At 61.5% G+C, this 20133-nt stretch carries 22 protein-coding genes; 11 read left to right on the top strand and 11 right to left on the bottom strand.

Annotated elements, in window-relative coordinates; translation table 11 throughout:
- The first annotated feature begins 117 nt into the window (after window positions 1-117).
- The 3 genes from ACOI7D_RS20790 to ACOI7D_RS20780 all read left to right on the top strand — a co-directional run bounded on the left by ACOI7D_RS20790 (window position 118) and on the right by ACOI7D_RS20780 (window position 1997).
- Window positions 118-585 carry a DUF3237 domain-containing protein gene (locus ACOI7D_RS20790; RefSeq protein ID WP_032454383.1) on the top strand — a complete coding sequence of 156 codons (468 nt, stop codon included), beginning with the start codon at window positions 118-120 and terminating at the stop codon, window positions 583-585.
- 112 nt (window positions 586-697) lie between these two features.
- The gene (locus tag ACOI7D_RS20785; protein WP_244341727.1) at window positions 698-1705 is read left to right on the top strand and encodes a zinc-binding alcohol dehydrogenase family protein; all 1008 of its coding nucleotides are present in this window, start codon (window positions 698-700) and stop codon (window positions 1703-1705) included.
- A gap of 1 nt (window position 1706) precedes the next feature.
- Window positions 1707-1997 carry a putative quinol monooxygenase gene (locus ACOI7D_RS20780; RefSeq protein WP_023291393.1) on the top strand — a complete coding sequence of 97 codons (291 nt, stop codon included), beginning with the start codon at window positions 1707-1709 and terminating at the stop codon, window positions 1995-1997.
- Between the two features lie 49 nt (window positions 1998-2046).
- Here the strand turns inward: ACOI7D_RS20780 and ACOI7D_RS20775 are convergent, their stop codons facing one another.
- Entirely contained in the window at window positions 2047-2745 is a 699-nt protein-coding gene (locus tag ACOI7D_RS20775; protein WP_109546807.1) for a winged helix-turn-helix transcriptional regulator, read from the bottom strand.
- Between the two features lie 362 nt (window positions 2746-3107).
- Here ACOI7D_RS20775 and ACOI7D_RS20770 point away from each other — a divergent pair, with 362 nt between their 5' ends.
- The gene (locus tag ACOI7D_RS20770) at window positions 3108-4157 is read left to right on the top strand and encodes an NAD(P)-dependent alcohol dehydrogenase (protein ID WP_109546806.1); all 1050 of its coding nucleotides are present in this window, start codon (window positions 3108-3110) and stop codon (window positions 4155-4157) included.
- On the opposite strand, the gene ACOI7D_RS20765 is transcribed toward ACOI7D_RS20770, so the two are convergent.
- Window positions 4154-5107 carry a GlxA family transcriptional regulator gene (locus tag ACOI7D_RS20765; protein WP_023291396.1) on the bottom strand — a complete coding sequence of 318 codons (954 nt, stop codon included), beginning with the start codon at window positions 5105-5107 and terminating at the stop codon, window positions 4154-4156. The two genes, ACOI7D_RS20770 and ACOI7D_RS20765, sit on opposite strands and share 4 nt — an antisense overlap.
- Before the next feature lie 21 nt (window positions 5108-5128).
- Entirely contained in the window at window positions 5129-5908 is a 780-nt protein-coding gene (locus ACOI7D_RS20760) for an MBL fold metallo-hydrolase (protein ID WP_023291397.1), read from the bottom strand.
- A gap of 168 nt (window positions 5909-6076) precedes the next feature.
- Here ACOI7D_RS20760 and ACOI7D_RS20755 point away from each other — a divergent pair, with 168 nt between their 5' ends.
- Window positions 6077-6637 (top strand): NUDIX hydrolase, encoded by a 561-nt coding sequence (locus ACOI7D_RS20755; protein WP_109546805.1) that lies wholly within the window; start codon window positions 6077-6079, stop codon window positions 6635-6637.
- Here the strand turns inward: ACOI7D_RS20755 and ACOI7D_RS20750 are convergent.
- From ACOI7D_RS20750 to ACOI7D_RS20740, 3 genes are all read right to left on the bottom strand, one after another.
- Window positions 6627-7481: a DMT family transporter gene (locus ACOI7D_RS20750; protein WP_023291399.1), complete on the bottom strand. Its 855-nt coding sequence runs from the start codon at window positions 7479-7481 to the stop codon at window positions 6627-6629. The two genes, ACOI7D_RS20755 and ACOI7D_RS20750, sit on opposite strands and share 11 nt — an antisense overlap.
- Window positions 7482-7505: 24 nt before the next feature.
- Window positions 7506-8315, bottom strand: a complete 810-nt coding sequence (gene nlpA / locus ACOI7D_RS20745) for a lipoprotein NlpA (RefSeq protein WP_023291400.1) — start codon at window positions 8313-8315, stop codon at window positions 7506-7508.
- 127 nt (window positions 8316-8442) lie between these two features.
- Complete coding sequence (locus ACOI7D_RS20740; protein ID WP_117140858.1) at window positions 8443-9348, bottom strand: AraC family transcriptional regulator; 906 nt, start codon at window positions 9346-9348, stop codon at window positions 8443-8445.
- Between the two features lie 118 nt (window positions 9349-9466).
- On the opposite strand from ACOI7D_RS20740, the gene ACOI7D_RS20735 reads away from it, so the two are divergent.
- Complete coding sequence (locus ACOI7D_RS20735) at window positions 9467-10003, top strand: carboxymuconolactone decarboxylase family protein (RefSeq protein WP_004145017.1); 537 nt, start codon at window positions 9467-9469, stop codon at window positions 10001-10003.
- 20 nt (window positions 10004-10023) lie between these two features.
- Here the strand turns inward: ACOI7D_RS20735 and ACOI7D_RS20730 are convergent, their stop codons facing one another.
- Window positions 10024-10494, bottom strand: a complete 471-nt coding sequence (locus ACOI7D_RS20730; RefSeq protein ID WP_109546803.1) for a DUF1348 family protein — start codon at window positions 10492-10494, stop codon at window positions 10024-10026.
- Window positions 10491-11123, bottom strand: a complete 633-nt coding sequence (locus tag ACOI7D_RS20725; RefSeq protein ID WP_048298581.1) for a pyridoxamine 5'-phosphate oxidase family protein — start codon at window positions 11121-11123, stop codon at window positions 10491-10493. The genes ACOI7D_RS20730 and ACOI7D_RS20725 overlap by 4 nt, the downstream gene beginning before the upstream one ends.
- Window positions 11124-11218: 95 nt before the next feature.
- Here ACOI7D_RS20725 and ACOI7D_RS20720 point away from each other — a divergent pair, with 95 nt between their 5' ends.
- Window positions 11219-12133 carry a LysR substrate-binding domain-containing protein gene (locus ACOI7D_RS20720; RefSeq protein ID WP_023291405.1) on the top strand — a complete coding sequence of 305 codons (915 nt, stop codon included), beginning with the start codon at window positions 11219-11221 and terminating at the stop codon, window positions 12131-12133.
- Here the strand turns inward: ACOI7D_RS20720 and ACOI7D_RS20715 are convergent.
- Window positions 12130-13623: an MDR family MFS transporter gene (locus tag ACOI7D_RS20715; RefSeq protein ID WP_032454395.1), complete on the bottom strand. Its 1494-nt coding sequence runs from the start codon at window positions 13621-13623 to the stop codon at window positions 12130-12132. The two genes, ACOI7D_RS20720 and ACOI7D_RS20715, sit on opposite strands and share 4 nt — an antisense overlap.
- A gap of 80 nt (window positions 13624-13703) precedes the next feature.
- Here ACOI7D_RS20715 and ACOI7D_RS20710 point away from each other — a divergent pair, with 80 nt between their 5' ends.
- A complete protein-coding gene (locus tag ACOI7D_RS20710; RefSeq protein WP_023291407.1) occupies window positions 13704-14351 on the top strand; it encodes a TetR/AcrR family transcriptional regulator in 648 nt (215 codons plus the stop codon).
- Window positions 14352-15105: 754 nt separating this feature from the next.
- Here ACOI7D_RS20710 and ACOI7D_RS20705 read toward each other — a convergent pair.
- Window positions 15106-15522 carry a GNAT family N-acetyltransferase gene (locus ACOI7D_RS20705; protein WP_044525071.1) on the bottom strand — a complete coding sequence of 139 codons (417 nt, stop codon included), beginning with the start codon at window positions 15520-15522 and terminating at the stop codon, window positions 15106-15108.
- Here ACOI7D_RS20705 and ACOI7D_RS20700 point away from each other — a divergent pair.
- Window positions 15497-15613, top strand: coding sequence for a hypothetical protein (locus tag ACOI7D_RS20700; protein WP_162543104.1), 117 nt, complete (start codon window positions 15497-15499; stop codon window positions 15611-15613). The two genes, ACOI7D_RS20705 and ACOI7D_RS20700, sit on opposite strands and share 26 nt — an antisense overlap.
- Here ACOI7D_RS20700 and ACOI7D_RS20695 read toward each other — a convergent pair.
- Complete coding sequence (locus ACOI7D_RS20695) at window positions 15573-15695, bottom strand: hypothetical protein (RefSeq protein ID WP_032454401.1); 123 nt, start codon at window positions 15693-15695, stop codon at window positions 15573-15575. The genes ACOI7D_RS20700 and ACOI7D_RS20695 overlap by 41 nt on opposite strands.
- Before the next feature lie 206 nt (window positions 15696-15901).
- On the opposite strand from ACOI7D_RS20695, the gene eefA reads away from it, so the two are divergent.
- Both eefA and eefB read left to right on the top strand, forming a co-directional pair.
- Window positions 15902-17026 (top strand): multidrug efflux RND transporter periplasmic adaptor subunit EefA, encoded by a 1125-nt coding sequence (eefA, locus tag ACOI7D_RS20690; RefSeq protein WP_109546801.1) that lies wholly within the window; start codon window positions 15902-15904, stop codon window positions 17024-17026.
- Entirely contained in the window at window positions 17026-20133 is a 3108-nt protein-coding gene (gene eefB / locus ACOI7D_RS20685; RefSeq protein ID WP_060589905.1) for a multidrug efflux RND transporter permease subunit EefB, read from the top strand. Before eefA ends, eefB begins: the two co-directional genes overlap by 1 nt.

Genomic DNA, 20133 nt, shown 5'->3' with positions numbered 1-20133 from the left:
AACCCATCATCTCAGCCAATCATTTTCATCCAAACCCTGCGTTATTTTGTCTCCTGCAAACCCGTTACACTGGCGCAAAGGCCGCGTGCCGTTGCCAACCGAAACAGGAGAGCCATGATGACCCCCGAACTGAGACACTGTTTTTCCATTACCATCCAGGTTGATAAACCGGTGATAGTCTCCCGCAGTCCGCAGACCGGCAAGCGCCAGCTGATCCCGATTCTCGGCGGCAGCGTCTCGGGTCAATTACGCGGCCACGTGCTGCCCGGCGGCGTCGATAGCCAGATTATCGGGCCCGACGGCACATGCAGGCTATCCGCCCGCTATGCCCTGCAGGTGGAGGAAGGGACGGTGTACGTGGAAAACAACGGTATCCGCCGGGTGCCGGCCCACTATCATGACCAACTGTTCGCCGACGATATGCGCTTTTTTAGCACTATTCCGCCGGAAGATATCTATTTTCGCACCGTCCCCACCTTCGAGGTGGATACCCCCGCGCTCAGCTGGCTAACCACCTCGCTGTTTATCTGCGCTGGCGGGCGTACTCAGGATGGGGTGATGCTCGATTTCTATCAGGTGGGCTGATTTTCACTTTCTGCATATAACTGTTATTGCCGTTAACCCGTTTTTCCCCTCCCGGCACCGGTCTACTATCGCGTCATCGCTTTATTCACCCGATTCACAGACCGGAGCAGTTATGAAAGCTATCGCCATTACTCAAGCCGCCGCTGACGGCGACAATATCCCTTTTTTAACCGAGATCGACCTGCCGGTCCCCTCCGCCCACGGGCGTGACCTGCTGGTTGCCGTGAAGGCGGTCTCGGTCAATCCGGTAGACACCAAAGTGCGCGCCGGCTTCCAGGGCGACACGCCGCGGGTGCTGGGCTGGGACGCCGTTGGCGTGGTGCAGTCCGTCGGCGAGGAAGTGACGCTGTTCGCGCCAGGCGATGAGATCTGGTACGCCGGCGCCCTGGGCCGGGCCGGCAGCAACAGTGAATATCAGCTGGTGGATGAGCGCCTGGTGGCGCACAAACCGCGCACCCTCGATAACGCCTCCGCCGCCGCGCTGCCGCTGACGGCGATCACCGCCTGGGAGCTGCTGTTTCACCGTCTCGGCGTCACGGAAGGCGGCAACGCGGGCGACACGCTGCTGATCGTCGGCGCGGCGGGCGGCGTGGGCTCGATCCTGACCCAGCTGGCCAGTAAACTGACCGCCATGACGGTGATCGGCACCGCCTCGCGTCCGGAGAGTCAACGGTGGGTCCGCGAGGCGGGCGCGCACCATGTTATCGATCACAGCAAGCCGCTCGCCGACGAGCTGGCGCGTATCGGCATCAACGCGGTGACCCATGTCGCCAGCCTGACCAACACCGACCAGCACTTCAACGCGCTGATTGACGCCCTCGCCCCGCAGGGCAAGCTAGCGCTGATTGATGATCCGGAGACCCTGGACGTGGTGCCGCTGAAAGCCAAAAGCCTCTCCCTGCACTGGGAATTTATGTTCACCCGCTCAATGTTTGAGACGGATGACATGATCGCCCAGCATCAGCTGCTGACCCGCGTGGCGGCCCTGATCGACAACCACACGATCAAAACCACCCTCGGCGAACACTACGGCGCCATCACTGCCGACAATCTGCAGAAAGCGCATCGCCAGCTGGAAACCGGACGCGCGGTGGGCAAGATCGTGCTGGAGGGATTTTAAGATGATAACCCTTCTCGCCGTGCTCAAGGCGAAACCAGGCCAAACGGACGCGCTGCGCCAGGCCCTGCAGAAGCTGCTCCTGCCGACGAGACAGGAGCCGGGCAATCTCGACTACGCGCTGTTCCAGCTGCGCGACGCGCCGGACACTTTCTACATGCGCGAAGCGTGGCGTGGACAGGACGCCCTTGATGCGCATGTAGAGATGCCCTATTTTCAGGCGTTTGTTACGCAGATGGAGCGTCTGCTGGCTGAGCCGCTGCGGCTGGACTACCTGACGGCGATTGAGCCCTAAGCGGACCAGCAGGTGGGGGGCGACAAATCACGCCCTTCGCCTGCCAGGCTCAAAAATTGGCGGGAAGCGGTTGGGCGATAGTCATCAACACCCCGCGGTGGATAATAATATAACCGCCTTTGCGCAGCTCCGACAGAATCGACATAATGCGGCTACGCGACAGGTTGGTACGCCGCTGGATAAACCTTAATACATTGATCTGTCTACGATACGTCTCCGAATAGACCGCCAGCTCCATTAACAGGATGCGCACCATCTGGTAAGAGTCCACCCCCAGCAGCTCCCGCTCGCGCATGCTCAACACCATCAACCGCTGCGTCAGGATATGGGCCATCTCCTGCCACAGGTTTTTCTCATTCAGGATATTGACCGCGGCCTGATGCGCTATCCAGCGCCCGCTTAAATCCGTCTCAGCAAACAGAGAACAGTGGCGTTTATCCGGGAGCCCGTTAAACACGCCATAATTATCAATTAATCCCAATATTGCCGGGGCGAGGACCGTCGATATCACCAGTTGATTTTCCGCAAAGCAAACTGAAGCCACGCCTTCTTCGAGGAGAATGAAGCCGGATTCGCTTTGGGCCAAGGGAAAATGGTAATAGTTTGACTGCGCCAGTTCAAAAGGGGTGCTGACAGGCCGGAACGCGGATAATAAGGATTCCACCGCAGGTAACGGTTTTGTTCGTCGTCCATAAAAAAAAGAGGGTAATGACCGGGAATTCTGGCCGTTGGCGTCAGGTTTCGACATCGTGTTGTGTCATTAAGTCAGGTTGAAGGGCATGATTTTCAGCGGTAATAGTATCAACACGCGCAATCATGAATAAAAACCAAGTCGTTTCCATAATAAAAAGAGTGTAAGCATTATTATCGGCATAAGCGGTTTACCTCGATTTTCCATCACTAAAAAACAATAATTTTCGTAAATATTTATACGGCTTAGCCGCTTAAATGATAAACCTGTCTTATAAATTGCGGCTCCGGCGACTCGCTCGCTTACGCCGTGTCTGATGCCGCTTTCCCCCTCGCATCTCTCCCAGTCCAGGCTACCCTTATCGATGCCACTGACCACCCGCATCCATCTCCCGCTCTATTCGATCAAGAGGTTTCGCTATGCTGATCAACGCTATAGGTACCTACTCCGCCAGCCAGCCGCTGGAATCAATGGCCATCACCCGCCGCGAACCGGGGCCGCAGGATGTGCAGATCGCCATCGCCTACTGCGGCGTCTGCCACTCCGATCTCCACCAGGCGCGATCGGAATGGGCGGGAACGCTCTATCCCTGCGTGCCGGGGCATGAAATTGTGGGCCGGGTCACCGCGGTCGGCGACGCTGTCTCGCGCTACGCCGTCGGCGATCTGGTGGGCGTCGGCTGCATGGTCGATAGCTGCCAACAGTGCGAGGAGTGCGCTGAGGGGCTGGAGAACTACTGCGACAATATGGTGCTGACCTACAACGGACCGACTCAGGACGCGCCGGGCCACACTCTGGGCGGCTATTCACAGCAGATCGTGGTTAAAGAACACTACGTGCTGCGGATAACCCATCCCGAAGCGCAGCTGGCCGCCGTCGCGCCGCTGCTGTGCGCCGGGATCACGACGTACTCGCCGCTGCGCCACTGGCACGCCGGACCGGGTAAAAAAGTCGGCGTGGTCGGCATCGGCGGCCTTGGGCATATGGGAATCAAGTTGGCCCACGCCATGGGGGCTCACGTGGTGGCTTTTACCACCTCCGAATCCAAGCGTAATGCGGCCAGAGCGCTGGGCGCCGATGAGGTGGTGGTGTCGCGTAACGAAGACGAAATGGCGGCCCACGTCAAAAGCTTCGATTTCATCCTCAACACCGTGGCGGCGCCGCACAATCTCGATGCCTTCACCACGCTGCTGAAACGCGATGGCACCATGACGCTGGTGGGCGCTCCGGCCACGCCGCATCCGTCGCCGGAAGTGTTCAATCTGATCTTCCGCCGCCGGTCGATTGCCGGCTCGATGATCGGCGGTATTCCGGAAACTCAGGAGATGCTCGACTTCTGCGCTGAACACGGCATCGTCGCCGATATCGAACTGATCCGCGGGGATGAGATCAACGAAGCCTGGGAAAGAATGGTCAAGGGCGACGTGAAATACCGCTTCGTGATCGACAGCGCGACCCTCGCCGGCTAAGCGCCGCGGCGAAAGGTGCGCCGCCATTCGGTCGGACTGACGCCAAAGCGCGCTTTAAACTGCTGACGCCAGGTGACGGCAGAGAGATAGCCCACCGCCTCCGCCACCTGCTCAACCGGCAGATCGCCCGCCTCAAGCAGGCTCTGGCTGCGGCGCAGGCGTTCGGCGGTCAGCCAGTCGGTAATGCTCATCCCGGTCGCCCGGGCGAAGTGGCGGGTCAGGCTGCGGCGGCTCATCGCCACCACCCGCGCCAGCGAATCGAGATTATGCGGCTCGGCAATATGCTGCTGCAGATAATCCAGCAGGCAGTTGATTCGCGCATCGCGGGTGTTTTTCGGCACCGGCTGGGCGATGAACTGCGCCTGGCCGCCCTCGCGGTGCGGTGAAACAATCAGCCGCCGGGCGATCTGGTTGGCCGCGAGGCTGCCGAAACGCTGGCGGATGATGTAGAGGCAACAGTCCAGCGCCGCCGCGGTGCCCGCCGAAGTAATGATCCGCTGGTCGTCGACGTACAGGGCGTTGATATCCAGCCGCACCTGCGGAAACCGGCGCTGAAAATCCTGCTCAAACTCCCAGTGGGTCGCCGCGCGTTTCCCGTCCAGCAGCCCGGCGTAGCCCAGAACGAACGCGCCGAGGCACAGACCGACGATTTCCGCGCCGTTATTCCGGGCCCGCACCAGGCTATCAAGCAGCGCCTGCGGCGGGCGGCGGTCAACCTCGCCCCAGTAAGGCACCACCACGATATCCGCCTGTTCCAGCACGGCGTAATCGCCGCTGGCGTACAGCGCAAAGCCGTCGCGGGCGCGCAGCAGCCCCGGCCGCTCGGCGCAAATGTGCAGGTTAAAGCGTTTGCTTTCAGAGACCGAATCGCCAAACAGCATGCAGGGAACGGCGTAATGAAACGGGCTAAAGCCCTCTACGGCAACAATCGCCACGTCGGTGAGTTTCATCGTTCCTTCCCCTTGCGCACGTTAATAAACCACGGTTTCCCCATCCTGCGGGATACACACTACCTCGGCTATCTGATTATCCAGCGCATACTGGCGCATCTCTTCCCGGCTCACCAGGCAGTGGTTGACCGCTTCCAGGTGAATCGCCATGATTTTCGCTTCCGGCAGGGTGAAGTGTACGTTCAGGAGATCCTCTTTGCCCATGATAATCGGGCCAAAGCCGATGACGTGGGCGTAGCCGGCGTTGAGGACCACCACGTCCGGGCGCAGCTTCAGCAGGTCGGCTGCAATTTCATCACGCCAGATGGTATCCCCCACCAGCCACAGCGTCTTCTCCTGCGGATGGCGAAACAGCACGCCGCAGGCCTCGCCCAGGCGTTCGGCCATCGCCGGCACCGCGTAGGTGCGATCGCTGCCGTGCTGGCCGGAGGTGGTTTTCAGCAGGCGCACGCCGGCAAATTCGCTGTCTGCCGTCAGCAGGCGGATATCCTGGAAACCCTGGCTGCGCAGCAGCGCGCCGTCGGCTTCGTGCTGGACGAACACCGGCAGGGTTTTCGGGATCGCGGCGATCGCCGCCTCGTCCCAGTGATCGTCATGGGTATGGGTGACGATCACCGCGTCAACGTCGATGATTTTATCGCGGGAAAAAGGCAGCGCCACCAGCGGGTTGCGCAGCTCGCTGCGCGCGGTGCCAGGAAAACCCGGCCAGGCGCCCTTGTCCGCCAGCATCGGATCGATCAGAAACTTTTTCCCGGCGTATTCAATAATCTGGGTCGCGTTACGGATATGGGTGATGTTCATGTTGGCGTTCCTCAGGGGGGGTGATTTGACGAACATCGTACTGAGTACCAGCCTGGCGCAATAGGGGCATTTGGGCAAGGATCGATGAAATCGGGCCAACCTGCGGCGATTGCTATCCGCCTCCGGCTATGTTGTTCTGAAGGCTCCATTTTTGACAGGAGTGGCAGGATGAAGAAAAAACTGACCGCCGCCGATATGCACGACCCGCAGGTCATCGCCGAGACGCCGTGGTTCAGCATGCGCAAGGTGGGTATTGATATCGCCCCCGGCGAGCGCCGCGACTTTTACGCCATTCACTATCCGCGCCCGGCGGTGGGGATTGTGGCTATCCAGGATGACAAAGTGCTGCTGATTCGCCACTACCGCTACCTGATCGACAAGGTGGTGTGGGCCATTCCGTCAGGCGGCGTTGACGAAGGGGAAGATCCGGCGGTCGCCGCGCTGCGCGAGCTGCGGGAAGAGACCGGCTGGCAGGCGCAACGCGTCGAGGAGATCATTCGCTTCAACCCCTCCTACGGCAGCAGCGATCAGCTGTTTATCACCTGGCTGGCCACCGGTTTACGCTGGGTGGGGATGGATGCGGATCAGGATGAAGTGATGGAAACCGGCTGGTTTACCTTTGAGGAGATAAACCAGCTGATCGCCCGCGGCGAAATGCCGGACGGGCTGTCGCTGGTGCCGCTGCTGCAATTGATGGCGCAGCCGCGCACCGGGCAGGCTACGGCTTAAGCATCCGCCAGCGGAACCACAGCTGGGCAACCAGGATCAGCACGCCGCCGATAATCTTCTGCAGCGGCAGCTGTTCGCCATACCACAGCGCGGCGGCAATGACCGTCAGCAGCGGTTCGAGCACCATGATGATCGCCGCGCTGGCCACCGCCGCGTACTTCTGCCCCTTCATCTGCAGACCGAAGCGCAGGCTGGTGGCGATGACAATGCTGGCCACCAGCCAGCCGAAGGTCGGCAGGGTCATCGGCTGGTCCCAGCGTTCAACGGCAGCGGAGAGGGTCAACCCGACGATACCAGTGATCGCCAGCTGCACGGTGGTCAGGGGGATCAGCGGTACTTCACGCGCGCAGCGGCTGGTGTAACAGAACCAGATGGACTGCACCAGCGCCGTCAGCAAAAACCAGCCCTGGCTGGGATGGAAGACTATCGGCATGTGCAGGCTGAGCAGGCCCAGGCCCACCACCGCGATCGGCAGGCACTCCCACCAGGCCCGCGGCGGACGCACCTTCATCATCACCCACGCGGTCAGCGGGACGAACATCATCGACAGGCTCATGATAAACGCCCCTTCGCCGAGCGACGCCGTCGTGGAGACCGAGTAGATCCACAGGCAGAGGTTGAGCGCAAACCATAGCCCGCTGATGATGAGCTTTGGCCAGTGCTGCTTTTGCGGGCGAAACCCGCGGCAAAACGGCAGCAGCAGCAGCGCGGCGAAGAAAAAGCGCAGCCCAAGGAACGCGAATACCGGCATGCCGGCGATCGCCTCGCGGGAAAAAATCCAGCCGCAGGCGGCAATCACCGTCGCGGCAATCAGCAGCAGATCGGCCTGCCGTTGGCGTACCATACGCGCCTCTCCCTGTAAGTTGGCTTACCAGCCCGGCACCGCGCCGCCGTTGAAGATAGTCTCTGCCGCCTTCGCCACCTCCGGCGACTGGTACGACTGCATAAACTCCTTCACGTTTTCCGCGTCTTTATTGTCTTCCCGGGTCACGATGATGTTCACGTAGGGCGAGTTTTTATCTTCGATAAAGATGCCATCGCGAACCGGCGACAGCCCGGTTTGCTGCAGGTAGGTGGTGCTGATGATGGCCACGTCGACTTTAGGATCGTCGAGTACGCGCGGCAGTTGCGCCCCTTCCAGCTCCATAATTTTCAGATGATGCGGGTTGTCGGTGATATCCACCGCCGTCGGCAGCAGGCCGGTACCGGCTTTGAGGGTTATCAGCTTCTCTTTTTGCAGCAGCAGCAGCGCCCGCCCGAGATTGGTCGGATCGTTGGGGATGGCGATCGTCGCGCCGTCTTTCAGTTCGGCGACTGACTTTATCTTGCGCGAATAGCCGGCCATCGGGAAGACGAAGGTATTGCCTACCGCCACCAGATGGTAGTTATGCGCTTTGTTGTCCTGCTCAAGGAAAGGCCGATGCTGGAAGACGTTGGCGTCCAGATCCCCGGCGTTGGTCGATTCGTTAGGCAACAGCGAGCCGCTGAACCCCACCAGCTCAACCTCCAGACCATACTTCTCTTTGGCCACTTTCTTCGCCACTTCCGCCACATCCTGTTCAGCGCCGTTAATCACGCCGACCTTAATGTGCTTCGCTTCATTACCCTTTTGGTCGCAGCCGACCAGCGCCAGACCCGCCAGCATTACCGCGGCGGCGGCACGTAAACGTAATCTCATCCTCTTCACCCTGTCCGTCCTGACTGTCATTGTTTTTTTCGTGCAAAACTATAGCGACTTTCGGGTGGGGTAATAAACAGCAAACCACGCAACCGGAAATAAAATCATCTTCGCCAGGCGCGAAGCGCTAGCCCCGTCGCCACTCGCCCGGCGTCACGCCATAGCGCATTTTGAAGCGCTTCGAGAAGGACGCCAGCGACTGAAAGCCGCAGCGTTCGGCAATGACCTCGAGGTTGGTCTGACGCTCCAGGCGCAGCAGCCGGGCGGCCAGCGCCATTCGCAGCTGCGACAGCCACGCCTGCGGCGTCAGGTGATAAACGCGGGCAAAATGGCGGGCAAAGGTGGCACGCGACAGAAAGGCGCGGGCGGCCATGGTTTCCAGCGTCCACGGCTGCTCCGGGGTCGCCATCACCGCCAGCACCGCCGGCATCAGGCGCTCATCGCTCATCAGACGCAGCAGCCCGCCTGGCGGCTGCTGCTCGCCAAGCAGCATGCGCAGCAGCAGCACCAGCAGCGTATCGCCGAGGCTGCGCACGATAGCGCTGCCGCCGGGACGCTGCGCCAGACTTTCGCGGACCAGTATGTTAAGCAACGGCTGCAGCTCCGGGCAGTCTTCGCGCGCATCGGTATGGAGATGGATCAGCGTCGACGCCTCAGTGAACAGCCAGCTGACGTGCGGACCAAAATAGAATTCGCCGCACAGCATCTCCAGCGCCCCCTCCGACGGGCCGGCGCGCATTTCCGTCACCGTGCCGTTAAAGCGATGCGCCACCGGCAGCACCTGGCCCCACTCCACCAGGCTCTCCATCAGGTGCGGCGAACCGTGCGGCAGGAGGACCACATCTCCCGCGCGCAGGTGATGGGTCTGGCCGCCGACGTTGAGCCGCCCCTCGCCGCGCAGCACCACGTGCCATGGCACCACGCCGGTGCGCATTTGCTGGTGACCGGCCTGCCAGCGGCCGCCGAAGCGACAGTGCAGGTTCACTTCGCAGCGCGGCGCCAGCAGCGCCAGCAGATGACTGAGACTGTCCATGCTTCTCCTGAGACGATAAGACAAAAAGGTGAGACGAAGACCGCCAGTCTAGCATGCGGCAACCGCCTAAGATGACCCCAATGCCAACACACACCCTCGAAAACAACAGGAGTTAACCATGAGCCGTTTAGCTGATATCCGTGAACAAGACGCCACCGGCAAAGCCGCCGATATTTTCGCCGGGATCAAAAAAGCGATGGGCAAAGTGCCGAATGCCTACCTGACCATCGGCGGCCACTCGCCGGCCGCGCTGCAGCAGGCGCTGGCGCACAATGCGATGCTACATAAAGGCAGCCTCAGCGCCCAACAGCTGGAAGCCATTAACCTGTCGGTCAGCGAAGCCACCGGCTGTGACTACTGCCTGGCCGCACATACGCTGATGGCGAAAAAAGCCGGCTTCAGCAGCGAACAGATCCACGCCCTGCGCCGCGGGGAGTATGCGGAAGAGGCACAGCTTGATGCGCTGGTGAAATTTGCGCAGACGCTGGTGACCACCACCGGCACGCTGCCGGAAGCCGACGTCGCCGCGCTGCGCAACGCCGGTTTTAGCGACCAGCAGGTGATTGAGATTATCAGCGCCATCAGCGCGATCCTGTTCACCAATATGGTGAACCGGGTTAACGACACGGTGGTCGACTTCCCGAAAGCCGATTAATCCGTCGCGCAGCGCCGGTTTTACAGCCCCAGGTCGCTGAGCCCCGGATGATCGTCCGGACGACGCCCCTGGGGCCAGTGGAACAGGCGCTCGCTTTCGGCGATCGGCAGGTCGTTGATGCAGGCGTAGCGCGTCTGCATCAGCCCGTGCTGATCAAACTCCCAGTTTTCATTGCCGTACGCGCGAAACCAGTTGCCGCTGTCGTCGCACCACTCATAGGCGAAGCGCACGGCGATGCGATTTTCCTGCCATGCCCACAGCTCCTTAATCAGCCGATATTGCTGCTCCTTACGCCATTTTCGCTGCAGGAATTCGACAATTTGCCCCCTGCCGTGGACAAACTCGCTGCGGTTGCGCCATTCGCTGTCCATGGTGTAGGCCAGAGCGACCTTTTCGGCATCGCGGCTGTTCCAGCCATCTTCCGCAGCGCGGACCTTCTGGATAGCGCTGTCGCGGGTAAACGGCGGTAACGGGGGACGTTGTTCGGTCATGCTGACTCTCCTCTGCGGGCTAATTGCTGCTGCAGGCGCTGATTCTCCTGCTCCAGGTCATGAATACGTTGCTGCAGGTTCTGGCTGTACTCCGCCACCTGCTGCGCGCTGTAGCGCGGCGTAATGTGCTGCGGGCAGTTCCAGTCAAACGCCTGCAGATGAAAAAGAAACAGGCGCTCGATGCGGGCGCGATAGTTGGCCGGCGCCACCTGCGCCAGCAGCGGCGGGTGGTTCTCTGCCGCCACGACCTCGACGGTGGCGTAGATTTTCAGCCTGGCACGGCGCGGATAATCCATTAAAAACAGGCAGGCCCGGTCGCTGCCGCGCAGGTTGCCGGTGGTGATGTACTGACGGTTGCCGCCGAAATCCGCCATCGCCAGGGTGGTATCGTCCAGCAGATGCAGAAACCCCGGCGGGCCGCCGCGATGCTGAATGTAGGGCCAGCCGCTCTGCGACACCGTCGCCAGATAAAAGCTGTCGCGGGTGGCGATCATCCCCGCTTCGCTATCGCCGAAGCGGTCGGCCTGGCGGCGGCTGTGCGGCGTTTGCCACAGCTGGTCGCTGCCCATTTCATGCTGCACATCCATCACGTCCGGGGTGATGGCGATATCGAGAAAGGTTGCTGCCATAGCGCCTCCTGTTGTCTGGCGCCATCATGGACTGTACTGCGAAAAATGATAATACTGGTTTCGTGGCAATCATCTTTCCAAAAATCGGGAGAATAATGGATCGATTAAGCGCGATGGCGCTGCTGGTGAAAGTGACCGAGCTGGGGAGTATGTCGGCGGCGGCGCGGGCGCTGAATATGCCGTTGACCACCGTCAGCCGCCATATCGGCGAGCTGGAGAACGCGCTGGGGGTGCGCCTGCTGGCGCGGACCACCCGCAAACTGACGCTCACCGACGCCGGGGTCGATTATGTCGCTGCCGCGCGGCGGATCCTTGAGGAGGTGGAAAACGCCGAACGCCAGGCGACGGGCGAGTATCAGGAACCGAAAGGCGAGCTGGTGATCTCTGCGCCGACAATGTTTGGACGCCAGCACGTTCTCCCGGTGATCGCTGAATTTATCGCCCGTTACCCGCAGATTCACGTCCGTTTGCTGCTCAGCGATCGTAACGCCGACCTGGTGGGCGACCATATCGATCTGGCGGTGCGGATAGGCGACCTGGCGGACAGCAGCATGGTGGCCACCCGCCTCGGCAGGATGCGCATCGTGGCCTGCGCCCATCCGGCGCTGCTGGCGAAATACGGCGAGCCGCAGCGGCCGCGCGATCTGGCGGCGCTGCCGATCATCCGCATTGAATCGCCGATGCCCTATCGCGGCTGGCGCTTTCGCGCCGCTGAGCGCGAGGACCAGTTGATTAACCTGCCGCCGGCGTTATCGGTCACCACGCCGGAGAGCGCTGCCGATGCCGCGCGGCTGGGGGTGGGCGTAGCTCGCTTACTGCACTATCAGGCGCTGGACGGCCTGCGACAGGGTGAGCTCCGTCTGCTGCTGGAGCGCGTCGAGCCGGAGCCGGCGCCGGTCCATTTGCTGTATACCGCCCGGGACCTGGCGCCGCTTAAGCTGCGAAAATTTATCGATTTTGCCGCGCCGGCGCTGCGTCAGGCGCTGCTGCGCATCGCCGGGGCCGCTTAGTGCGTCGCGGTCTTCAGCGGCGCCTCCTTTAACAGCCAGGAGAGGACAAACGCCACCGCCATAATGCAGGCCGCCATGAGGAACGCCGCGTGGATCGCCGCGCCGAAGGCGTCGAGATAGTCGAGGCGGATATCCGCGGGCAGGTGCTGCACCGCCACCGGATTCATTCCCGGCGGCAGTACCGCGCCTTCCGGCAACAGCTTTTGCAGGTTGCTCTGCAGCACGTGCGTGAACACCGCGCCAAAAAGCGCCACGCCGATGGAGCCGCCGATCGAGCGGAACAGGGTCACGCCGGAGGTGGCGACGCCGTAAAGCTTCGCCGGCATCGCGTTCTGTACCGCCAGGACCAGCACCTGCATCACCAGCCCCAGACCCGCCCCCAGCACGCCGGTAAACAGGTACAGCTGCCACAGCGGTGAGTGAATGGTGATCCGGGTCAGCAGCACCATGCCGGTCACGCCAAGCAGGGTACCGAGGATCGGAAACAGGCGATATTTACCGGTACGGCTGATAATCCGCCCGCTGATAATCGAGGTCAGCAGCAGGCCGCCCATCAGGGGGATCAGCTGCAGCCCGGCCTCGGTGGGGGTCGCCTCCTTCACCACCTGCAGATAGAGCGGCAGGAAGGTGACTGATCCAAACAGCGACATGCCGATGACGAAGCCGATCAGACTGCACAGCAGGAAGCTGCGGTTGCGGAACAGCGACAGCGGAATAATCGGCTCGGCGGCCATTCGCTCTTCGTAGATAAAACCGATGACCCCCACGATGCCGAAGGCCAGAATGCACCACAGCTGCGGGTCATTCCACGCATGAACGCTGCCCCCTTCCGAGGTAAACAGGATGATGCACAGCAGCGCCATGCTGAGGTAAATCGCCCCCAGCCAGTCAATCTCATGCTGGCTGCGTTTATTGCTGCTGTGGAATACCGCGCCGATCACCAGCAGCGCGAAGAGGCCCAGCGGCAGGTTGATGTAGAAGATCCAGCGCCAGGAGGCGTGCTGCACCAAAAAGCCGCCGATCAGCGGGCCGATCACCGTCGCCAGGCCAAAAACGCCGCCGAACAGCCCCTGATAGCGGCCACGGCTGGCGGGCGGGATGACGTCGGCCACCGCCGCCATGCTGATGACCATCAGGCCGCCGCCGCCGAGCCCCTGCAGGCCGCGCATCAGCACCAGCTGGGTCATGTTCTGCGCCAGCCCGCAGAGGGCGGAGCCGACAAGAAACAGCCCAATCGCCACCTGCAGCACGATTTTGCGGCCGAACAGATCGCCGAATTTACCGTACAGCGGCACCGCGATGGTGGAGCTGAGGATATAGGCGGTAACCACCCAGGAAAGCTTGTCCAGCCCGCCCAGTTCGCCGACAATCGTCGGCAGCGCGGTGGAGACAATGGTCTGATCCAGCGCGGAGAGGAGCATCACCAGCAGCAAGGCGCTAAACAGCAGGCGTATCGACTGCACCGGTGGGTTCGCGACTTGAGAAGTCATCACAACACTCGCTTGAAATTAATTAAATGCATAATTAATATTTAGTGAAAGAATGAGTCGGGTCAAGAGATCGCCATATCATGACAGCACAAAAGGATCAGGATACCCCCCGCCGCCCGGGGCGGCCGCGCGGTAAAAAACCGGGTACCGCCAACCGCGAACAGCTGATGGACATCGCCCTGACGCTGTTTGCCCGCGACGGCGCGGCCCGCGTGTCGTTGAACGCCATCGCCAAAGAGGCCGGGGTGACGCCGGCGATGCTGCATTACTATTTCAGTTCGCGGGATGCGCTGGTGACGCAACTGATCGAAGAGCGCTTTATGCCGCTGCGCAACCACATCAGCCGCATCTTTGTCGACCATCCGCAGGACCCGGTGCTGGCGCTGACGATGATGGTCGAGACGCTGGCGCACATGGCGGAGAAAAACGCCTGGTTCGCGCCGCTGTGGATGCAGGAGATCATCGGCGAGATGCCGATCCTGCGTCAGCATATGGACGCCCGCTTCGGCGAGGAGCGTTTTCAGGTGATGCTGGAGGCGGTGCGCCGCTGGCAGCGGGAGGGCAAGATTAACCCGGCGCTGTCGCCGGAGCTGCTGTTTACCACGGTGATTAGCCTGGTGCTGGTGCCGTTTTCGCGCATCCACAGCGATCCGCGTTTACAGGCGGTCGACCGCCAGACCATCGTCAGCCACGCGCTGGCGTTAATGGGCCATGGCGTCGGGGGTTAAGGCGTGGTTTTGACGCTTTTGTAGCCCGGATAAGGCGCCACGCGCCGCCATCCGGGATTTTCCCTGCTCGCGCTACGCTTAGCAGGGCTACAGAAATAACGGCACAACCGTAAATTTCCCTGCTCGCACTGCGCTTAGCAGGGCTACAGAAATAACGGCACAACCGTAAATTTCCCTGCTCGCGCTACGCTTAGCAGGGCTACCACTCCCGTGTTATGTCCGGGCAGATTGCGCTCCCGATATTTCTTCTGCGCTATGTCTCTTATGGCGCAGGGAGCGCACAGGGGGCGGCCAGTCGCCGCCGCCCCCTGTACCCCCGGGCTCCGGCCAGCAAAATCGCCGCTACGTGGTACCTTCGACTTATCCCTGCAGGCTTCGGGTCGGGCCGAGGCAGCGTCCATGCAAAACACGGCCCTCAGCCCGCATCCATGCGGGCTGCCCCGGCCTTCCGGGAACGTCTCAGCGATTTTGAGGCCGCCAGCACCGGCAGTTTCAGTCGCGCAAGTGGGTATATCAACAACAGGCCGCTCGGCATCATGGCGGGCACAGCACGAACCGTAGGCCGGGTAAGGCGCAGCCGCCACCCGGCAAGAATACTGGTGCCGTGCCTGATATCCTGCCCGGCGGCGCTGCGCTTGCCGGTCCTGGGTGGGGCGAAACTACGGGAGAACTATGTAGGCCGGATAAGGCATTTATGCCGCCATCCGGCACAATCACAGGTACGGTACCTGACCGCCCGGCGATATCAGGACCGTTACAGCGCCTTCGACAAATAGTGACGCTGCATCCCCGCGTGCGGGAAGTCGGGCAGCGACATCTGCAGCTGATAGCCTAATTTCTGATAAAACGGCAGCGCCTGGAAGCTAAAGGTATCCACCAGCAGATGGCTGCAGCCCAGCGCCTGCGCCTGCCGCTCCGCCTCCTGCATCAGCTCGCTCCCCAGTCCGCGACCGCGCGTCGCTTCGCTGACCCACAGATACTCAATGCACAGCCAGTTACCCTTACGTTTGGCAATCAGCCCGCCCTGCATCACCCCTTGCGCATCGCGGGAGTAAACGCCCAGATCGCCAAACTGCGCCGCATCAAGATACTGCTGATTATAGTGCCGCAGACCGACAAACAATTCTTGTTGGTCGTCGGGATTAATGCTTTTTGTAATAATTAACGCCATTAACTATCTCCAGTATCGCGGTGCCGAAAGGTTATTTTCCCTCTCCACTTTCACAAAAAATTCTTATTTTCTCCATGATTATTTGCCTTAATTTTTTGCGTTCTAAAAGTAAGCAAAAAAACCTTTCCATTATCGCGGCGGATCGTATAATGGGAAAAAATGAGAATGATCATTCTCACCACAAAACCAGAGGAGATGCACTTTTCACCTCCTGAAGGCCGAAGAGGTTGGCTTCAGCGGAGACACAATAACAATCACGTTCAGGAACATCTGTGTTCCTTTTTTGTCATTTTCGCTTAGCCGAAAATGCCTCAGCGCCCAACCTATTCCCTCGTTTTTAAATAAACGGGGCGGACGTCTTATATCTTGAGAAAATATAATGAAATACATCATAGCTCCCATCGCGACAGCATTATTTCTCCTCAGCGGATGCGATAATGCGCAGACATCTGCCCCGCAGCAACCCACGCCGGAAGTGGGCGTGGTCACTCTGCAAAGCCAGCCGGTTCCGGTAGTCAGCCAGCTCACCGGCCGCACCACCGCCTCGCTCAGCGCCGAAGTACGCCCGCAGGTGGGCGGCATCATCCAGAAGCGCCTGTTTACCGAAGGCGATATGGTGAAGGCCGGGCAGGCCCTTTACCAGATCGATCCCTCCAGCTATCGCGCGACCTGGAATGAAGCGGCGGCGGCGCTGAAACAGGCCCAGGCGCTGGTGGTCTCCGATTGCCAGAAGGCTCAGCGCTACGCGTCACTGGTCCGGGATAACGGCGTCTCCCGCCAGGATGCCGACGACGCCGCCTCCACCTGCGCCCAGGACAAGGCCAGCGTGGCATCGAAGAAAGCGGCGCTGGAGAGCGCGCGCATCAACCTGAACTGGACCACCGTCACCGCGCCGATTGCCGGACGCATCGGCATCTCGTCGGTCACGCCGGGGGCGCTGGTCTCCGCCGATCAGGATACCGCGCTGGCGACGATCCGCGGGCTCGACACCATTTATGTCGATCTGACGCGATCCAGCGTCGATCTCCTGCGTTTACGCAAACAAAGCCTGGCCAGCAACAGCGATACCCTCAGCGTGACGTTAATCCTTGAAGATGGCAGCACCTACAGCGAAAAAGGGCGTCTGGCGCTCACCGAAGTCGCCGTCGATGAATCCACCGGCTCGGTAACCCTGCGCGCCATCTTCCCCAACCCGCAGCACGTCCTGCTGCCGGGGATGTTTGTCCGCGCGCGCATCGATGAAGGCATCATGAACGACGCGATCCTCGCCCCGCAGCAGGGGATTACCCGCGATGCCAAAGGCGACGCCACGGCGCTGGTGGTCGATGCCGACAACAAAGTTGCGCAGCGCGCCGTGGAAACCGGCGACACCTACGGCGATAAATGGCTGGTGCTGAGCGGCCTGAAAGCGGGCGACAAGCTGATCGTCGAAGGCACGGGTAAAGTGGCCCCTGGCCAGACGGTGAAGGCCGTTGCCGTCAACAATAACGGAGGCAACGCCTGATGTTCTCCCGTTTCTTCGTGCGTCGCCCGGTCTTTGCCTGGGTGATCGCCATTCTGATTATGCTCGCCGGCGTGCTGGCGATCCGCACTCTGCCGGTAGGCCAGTACCCGGACGTCGCCCCGCCGGCGGTGAAAATCTCCGCCACCTACACCGGCGCCTCCGCCGAAACCCTGGAGAACAGCGTCACCCAGGTGATCGAGCAGCAGCTTACCGGCCTCGACCATCTGCTCTACTTCAGCTCCACCAGCAGCTCCGACGGCTCGGTCAGCATCACCGTCACCTTTGAGCAGGGGACCGACCCGGACACCGCCCAGGTGCAGGTGCAGAACAAAGTCCAGCAGGCGGAATCGCGGCTGCCGAGCGAAGTCCAGCAGTCCGGCGTGACGGTGGAAAAATCGCAGAGCAGCTTCCTGCTGATCCTCGCGGTGTATGACAAAACCGACCGCGCCACCAGCTCCGATATCTCCGACTGGCTGGTCAGCAACCTGCAGGACCCGCTGGCGCGCGTAGAGGGCGTCGGCAGCCTGCAGGTGTTCGGCGCCGAATACGCGATGCGCGTCTGGATGGACCCGACTAAACTCGCCTCCTACTCGCTGATGCCTTCCGACGTCCAGTCGGCGATTGAGGCGCAGAACGTGCAGGTCTCCGCCGGTAAAATCGGCGCCCTGCCATCGTCCAGCGCCCAGCAGCTGACCGCCACCGTGCGCGCGCAGTCGCGGCTGCAAACCCCTGACCAGTTCAAAGCGATCATCGTGAAAAGCCAGGCCGACGGCTCGGTGGTGCGCCTGAGCGATGTCGCGCGGGTGGAGATGGGCAGCGAGGATTACACCGCTACCGCCAATCTCAACGGCCACCCGGCCGCCGGGATCGCGGTGATGATGGCCCCCGGCGCCAACGCGCTGGACACCGCGACCCTGGTGAAAAGCAAAATCGCCGAATTCCAGCGTCAGATGCCGCAGGGCTACGATATCGCCTATCCAAAGGACAGCACCGAGTTCATCAAAATCTCGGTCGAAGACGTGATTCAGACCCTTTTCGAAGCGATTATCCTCGTGGTCTGCGTGATGTATCTGTTTCTGCAGAACTTCCGCGCCACGCTGATCCCGGCGGTAGCGGTCCCGGTGGTGCTGCTCGGCACCTTCGGCGTGCTGGCGCTGTTCGGCTACTCGATTAACACCCTGACGCTGTTCGCCATGGTGCTGGCGATCGGCCTGCTGGTGGACGACGCCATTGTGGTGGTGGAGAACGTCGAGCGCATTATGCGCGACGAAGGGCTGCCCGCCCGGGAAGCCACCGAAAAATCGATGGGCGAAATCTCCGGCGCGCTGGTGGCGATCGCCCTGGTGCTGTCGGCGGTCTTTCTGCCGATGGCCTTCTTCGGCGGCTCGACCGGGGTCATTTATCGCCAGTTCTCGGTGACCATTATCTCGGCGATGATGCTGTCGGTGGTGGTGGCCCTGACCCTCACCCCGGCGCTGTGCGGCGCGCTGCTCAGCCACTCCAGGCCTCATACCAAAGGGTTCTTCGGCGCGTTTAACCGCCTGTGGGGGCGCACGGAAGCGGGCTACCAGCGCCGCGTGCTCGGCGGCCTGCGCCGTGGCGCGGTGATGATGGGCGCTTACGTCCTGATTTGCGGGGCGATGGCGCTGGCGATGTGGAAACTGCCGGGCAGCTTTCTGCCGGTGGAGGACCAGGGCGAGATCATGGTCCAGTACACCCTGCCCGCCGGGGCCACCGCGGTGCGTACCGCCGAGGTGCGTCGCCAGGTCACCGACTGGTTCCTGACCAAAGAGAAAGCCAATACCAACGTCATTTTCACCGTCGACGGCTTCAGCTTTAGCGGCAGCGGTCAGAACGCCGGGATGGCCTTCGTGTCGCTGAACAACTGGTCGCAGCGCAAAGGCGACGACAATACCGCCCAGGCCATCGCCCTGCGCGCCAATAAAGAGCTGGGGACGATCCGCGACGCCACCCTGTTCGCCATGACCCCGCCGTCGGTGGACGGTCTCGGACAGAGCAACGGCTTCACCTTCGAGCTGATGGCCAGCGGCGGTACCGACCGCGACAGCCTAATGAAGCTGCGCAGTCAGCTGCTGGCGGCGGCCAACCAGAGCGGCGAGCTGCAGTCGGTGCGCGCCAACGACCTGCCGCAGATGCCGCAGCTGCAGGTGGATATCGATAACAACAAAGCGGTCTCGCTGGGGCTGTCGCTGAGCGACGTGACCGATACCCTCTCCAGCGCCTGGGGCGGTACCTACGTGAATGACTTTATCGACCGCGGCCGGGTGAAGAAGGTGTACATCCAGGGCGAGAGCGACGCGCGCGCCGTGCCCTCCGACCTCGGCAAATGGTTCGTTCGCGGCAGCGATAACAGCATGACGCCCTTCTCCGCCTTCGCCACCACCCACTGGCAATACGGCCCGGAAAGCCTGGTGCGCTACAACGGCTCCGCCGCCTTTGAGATCCAGGGCGAAAACGCCGCCGGCTTCAGCTCCGGCGCGGCGATGGACAAGATGGAAAAGCTGGCCGACAGCCTGCCGGCGGGCTCCACCTGGGCGTGGAGCGGCATTTCGCTGCAGGAAAAGCTGGCCAGCGGCCAGGCGATGAGCCTGTACGCCATCTCGATTCTGGTGGTGTTCCTGTGCCTGGCGGCGCTGTATGAGAGCTGGTCGGTGCCGTTCTCGGTGATCATGGTCATCCCGCTCGGCCTGCTCGGCGCGGCGCTGGCGGCGACGCTGCGCGGCTTAAGCAATGACGTCTACTTCCAGGTGGCGCTGCTGACCACCATCGGCCTGTCGTCGAAGAACGCCATCCTGATCGTGGAGTTCGCTGAATCCGCAGTGGATGAGGGTTATTCGCTCTCCCGGGCGGCGATCCGCGCCGCGCAGACCCGTCTGCGCCCAATTGTCATGACCTCGCTGGCGTTTATCGCCGGGGTGCTGCCGCTGGCCATCGCCACCGGCGCCGGGGCCAACAGCCGCGTGGCGATCGGCACCGGCATCATCGGCGGCACCCTGACGGCCACCCTGCTGGCGGTGTTCTTCGTACCGCTGTTCTTCGTGCTGGTGAAACGCTTCTTCACCCGCCAACGTCCTTCTCAGGAGTAA

Source organism: Klebsiella sp. C360 (genome assembly GCF_048822415.1).
GTDB lineage: Bacteria > Pseudomonadota > Gammaproteobacteria > Enterobacterales > Enterobacteriaceae > Klebsiella > Klebsiella quasipneumoniae.
Note: the sequence above shows the minus strand (reverse complement) of the source record. Positions and strands in the feature narration are given on the sequence as shown.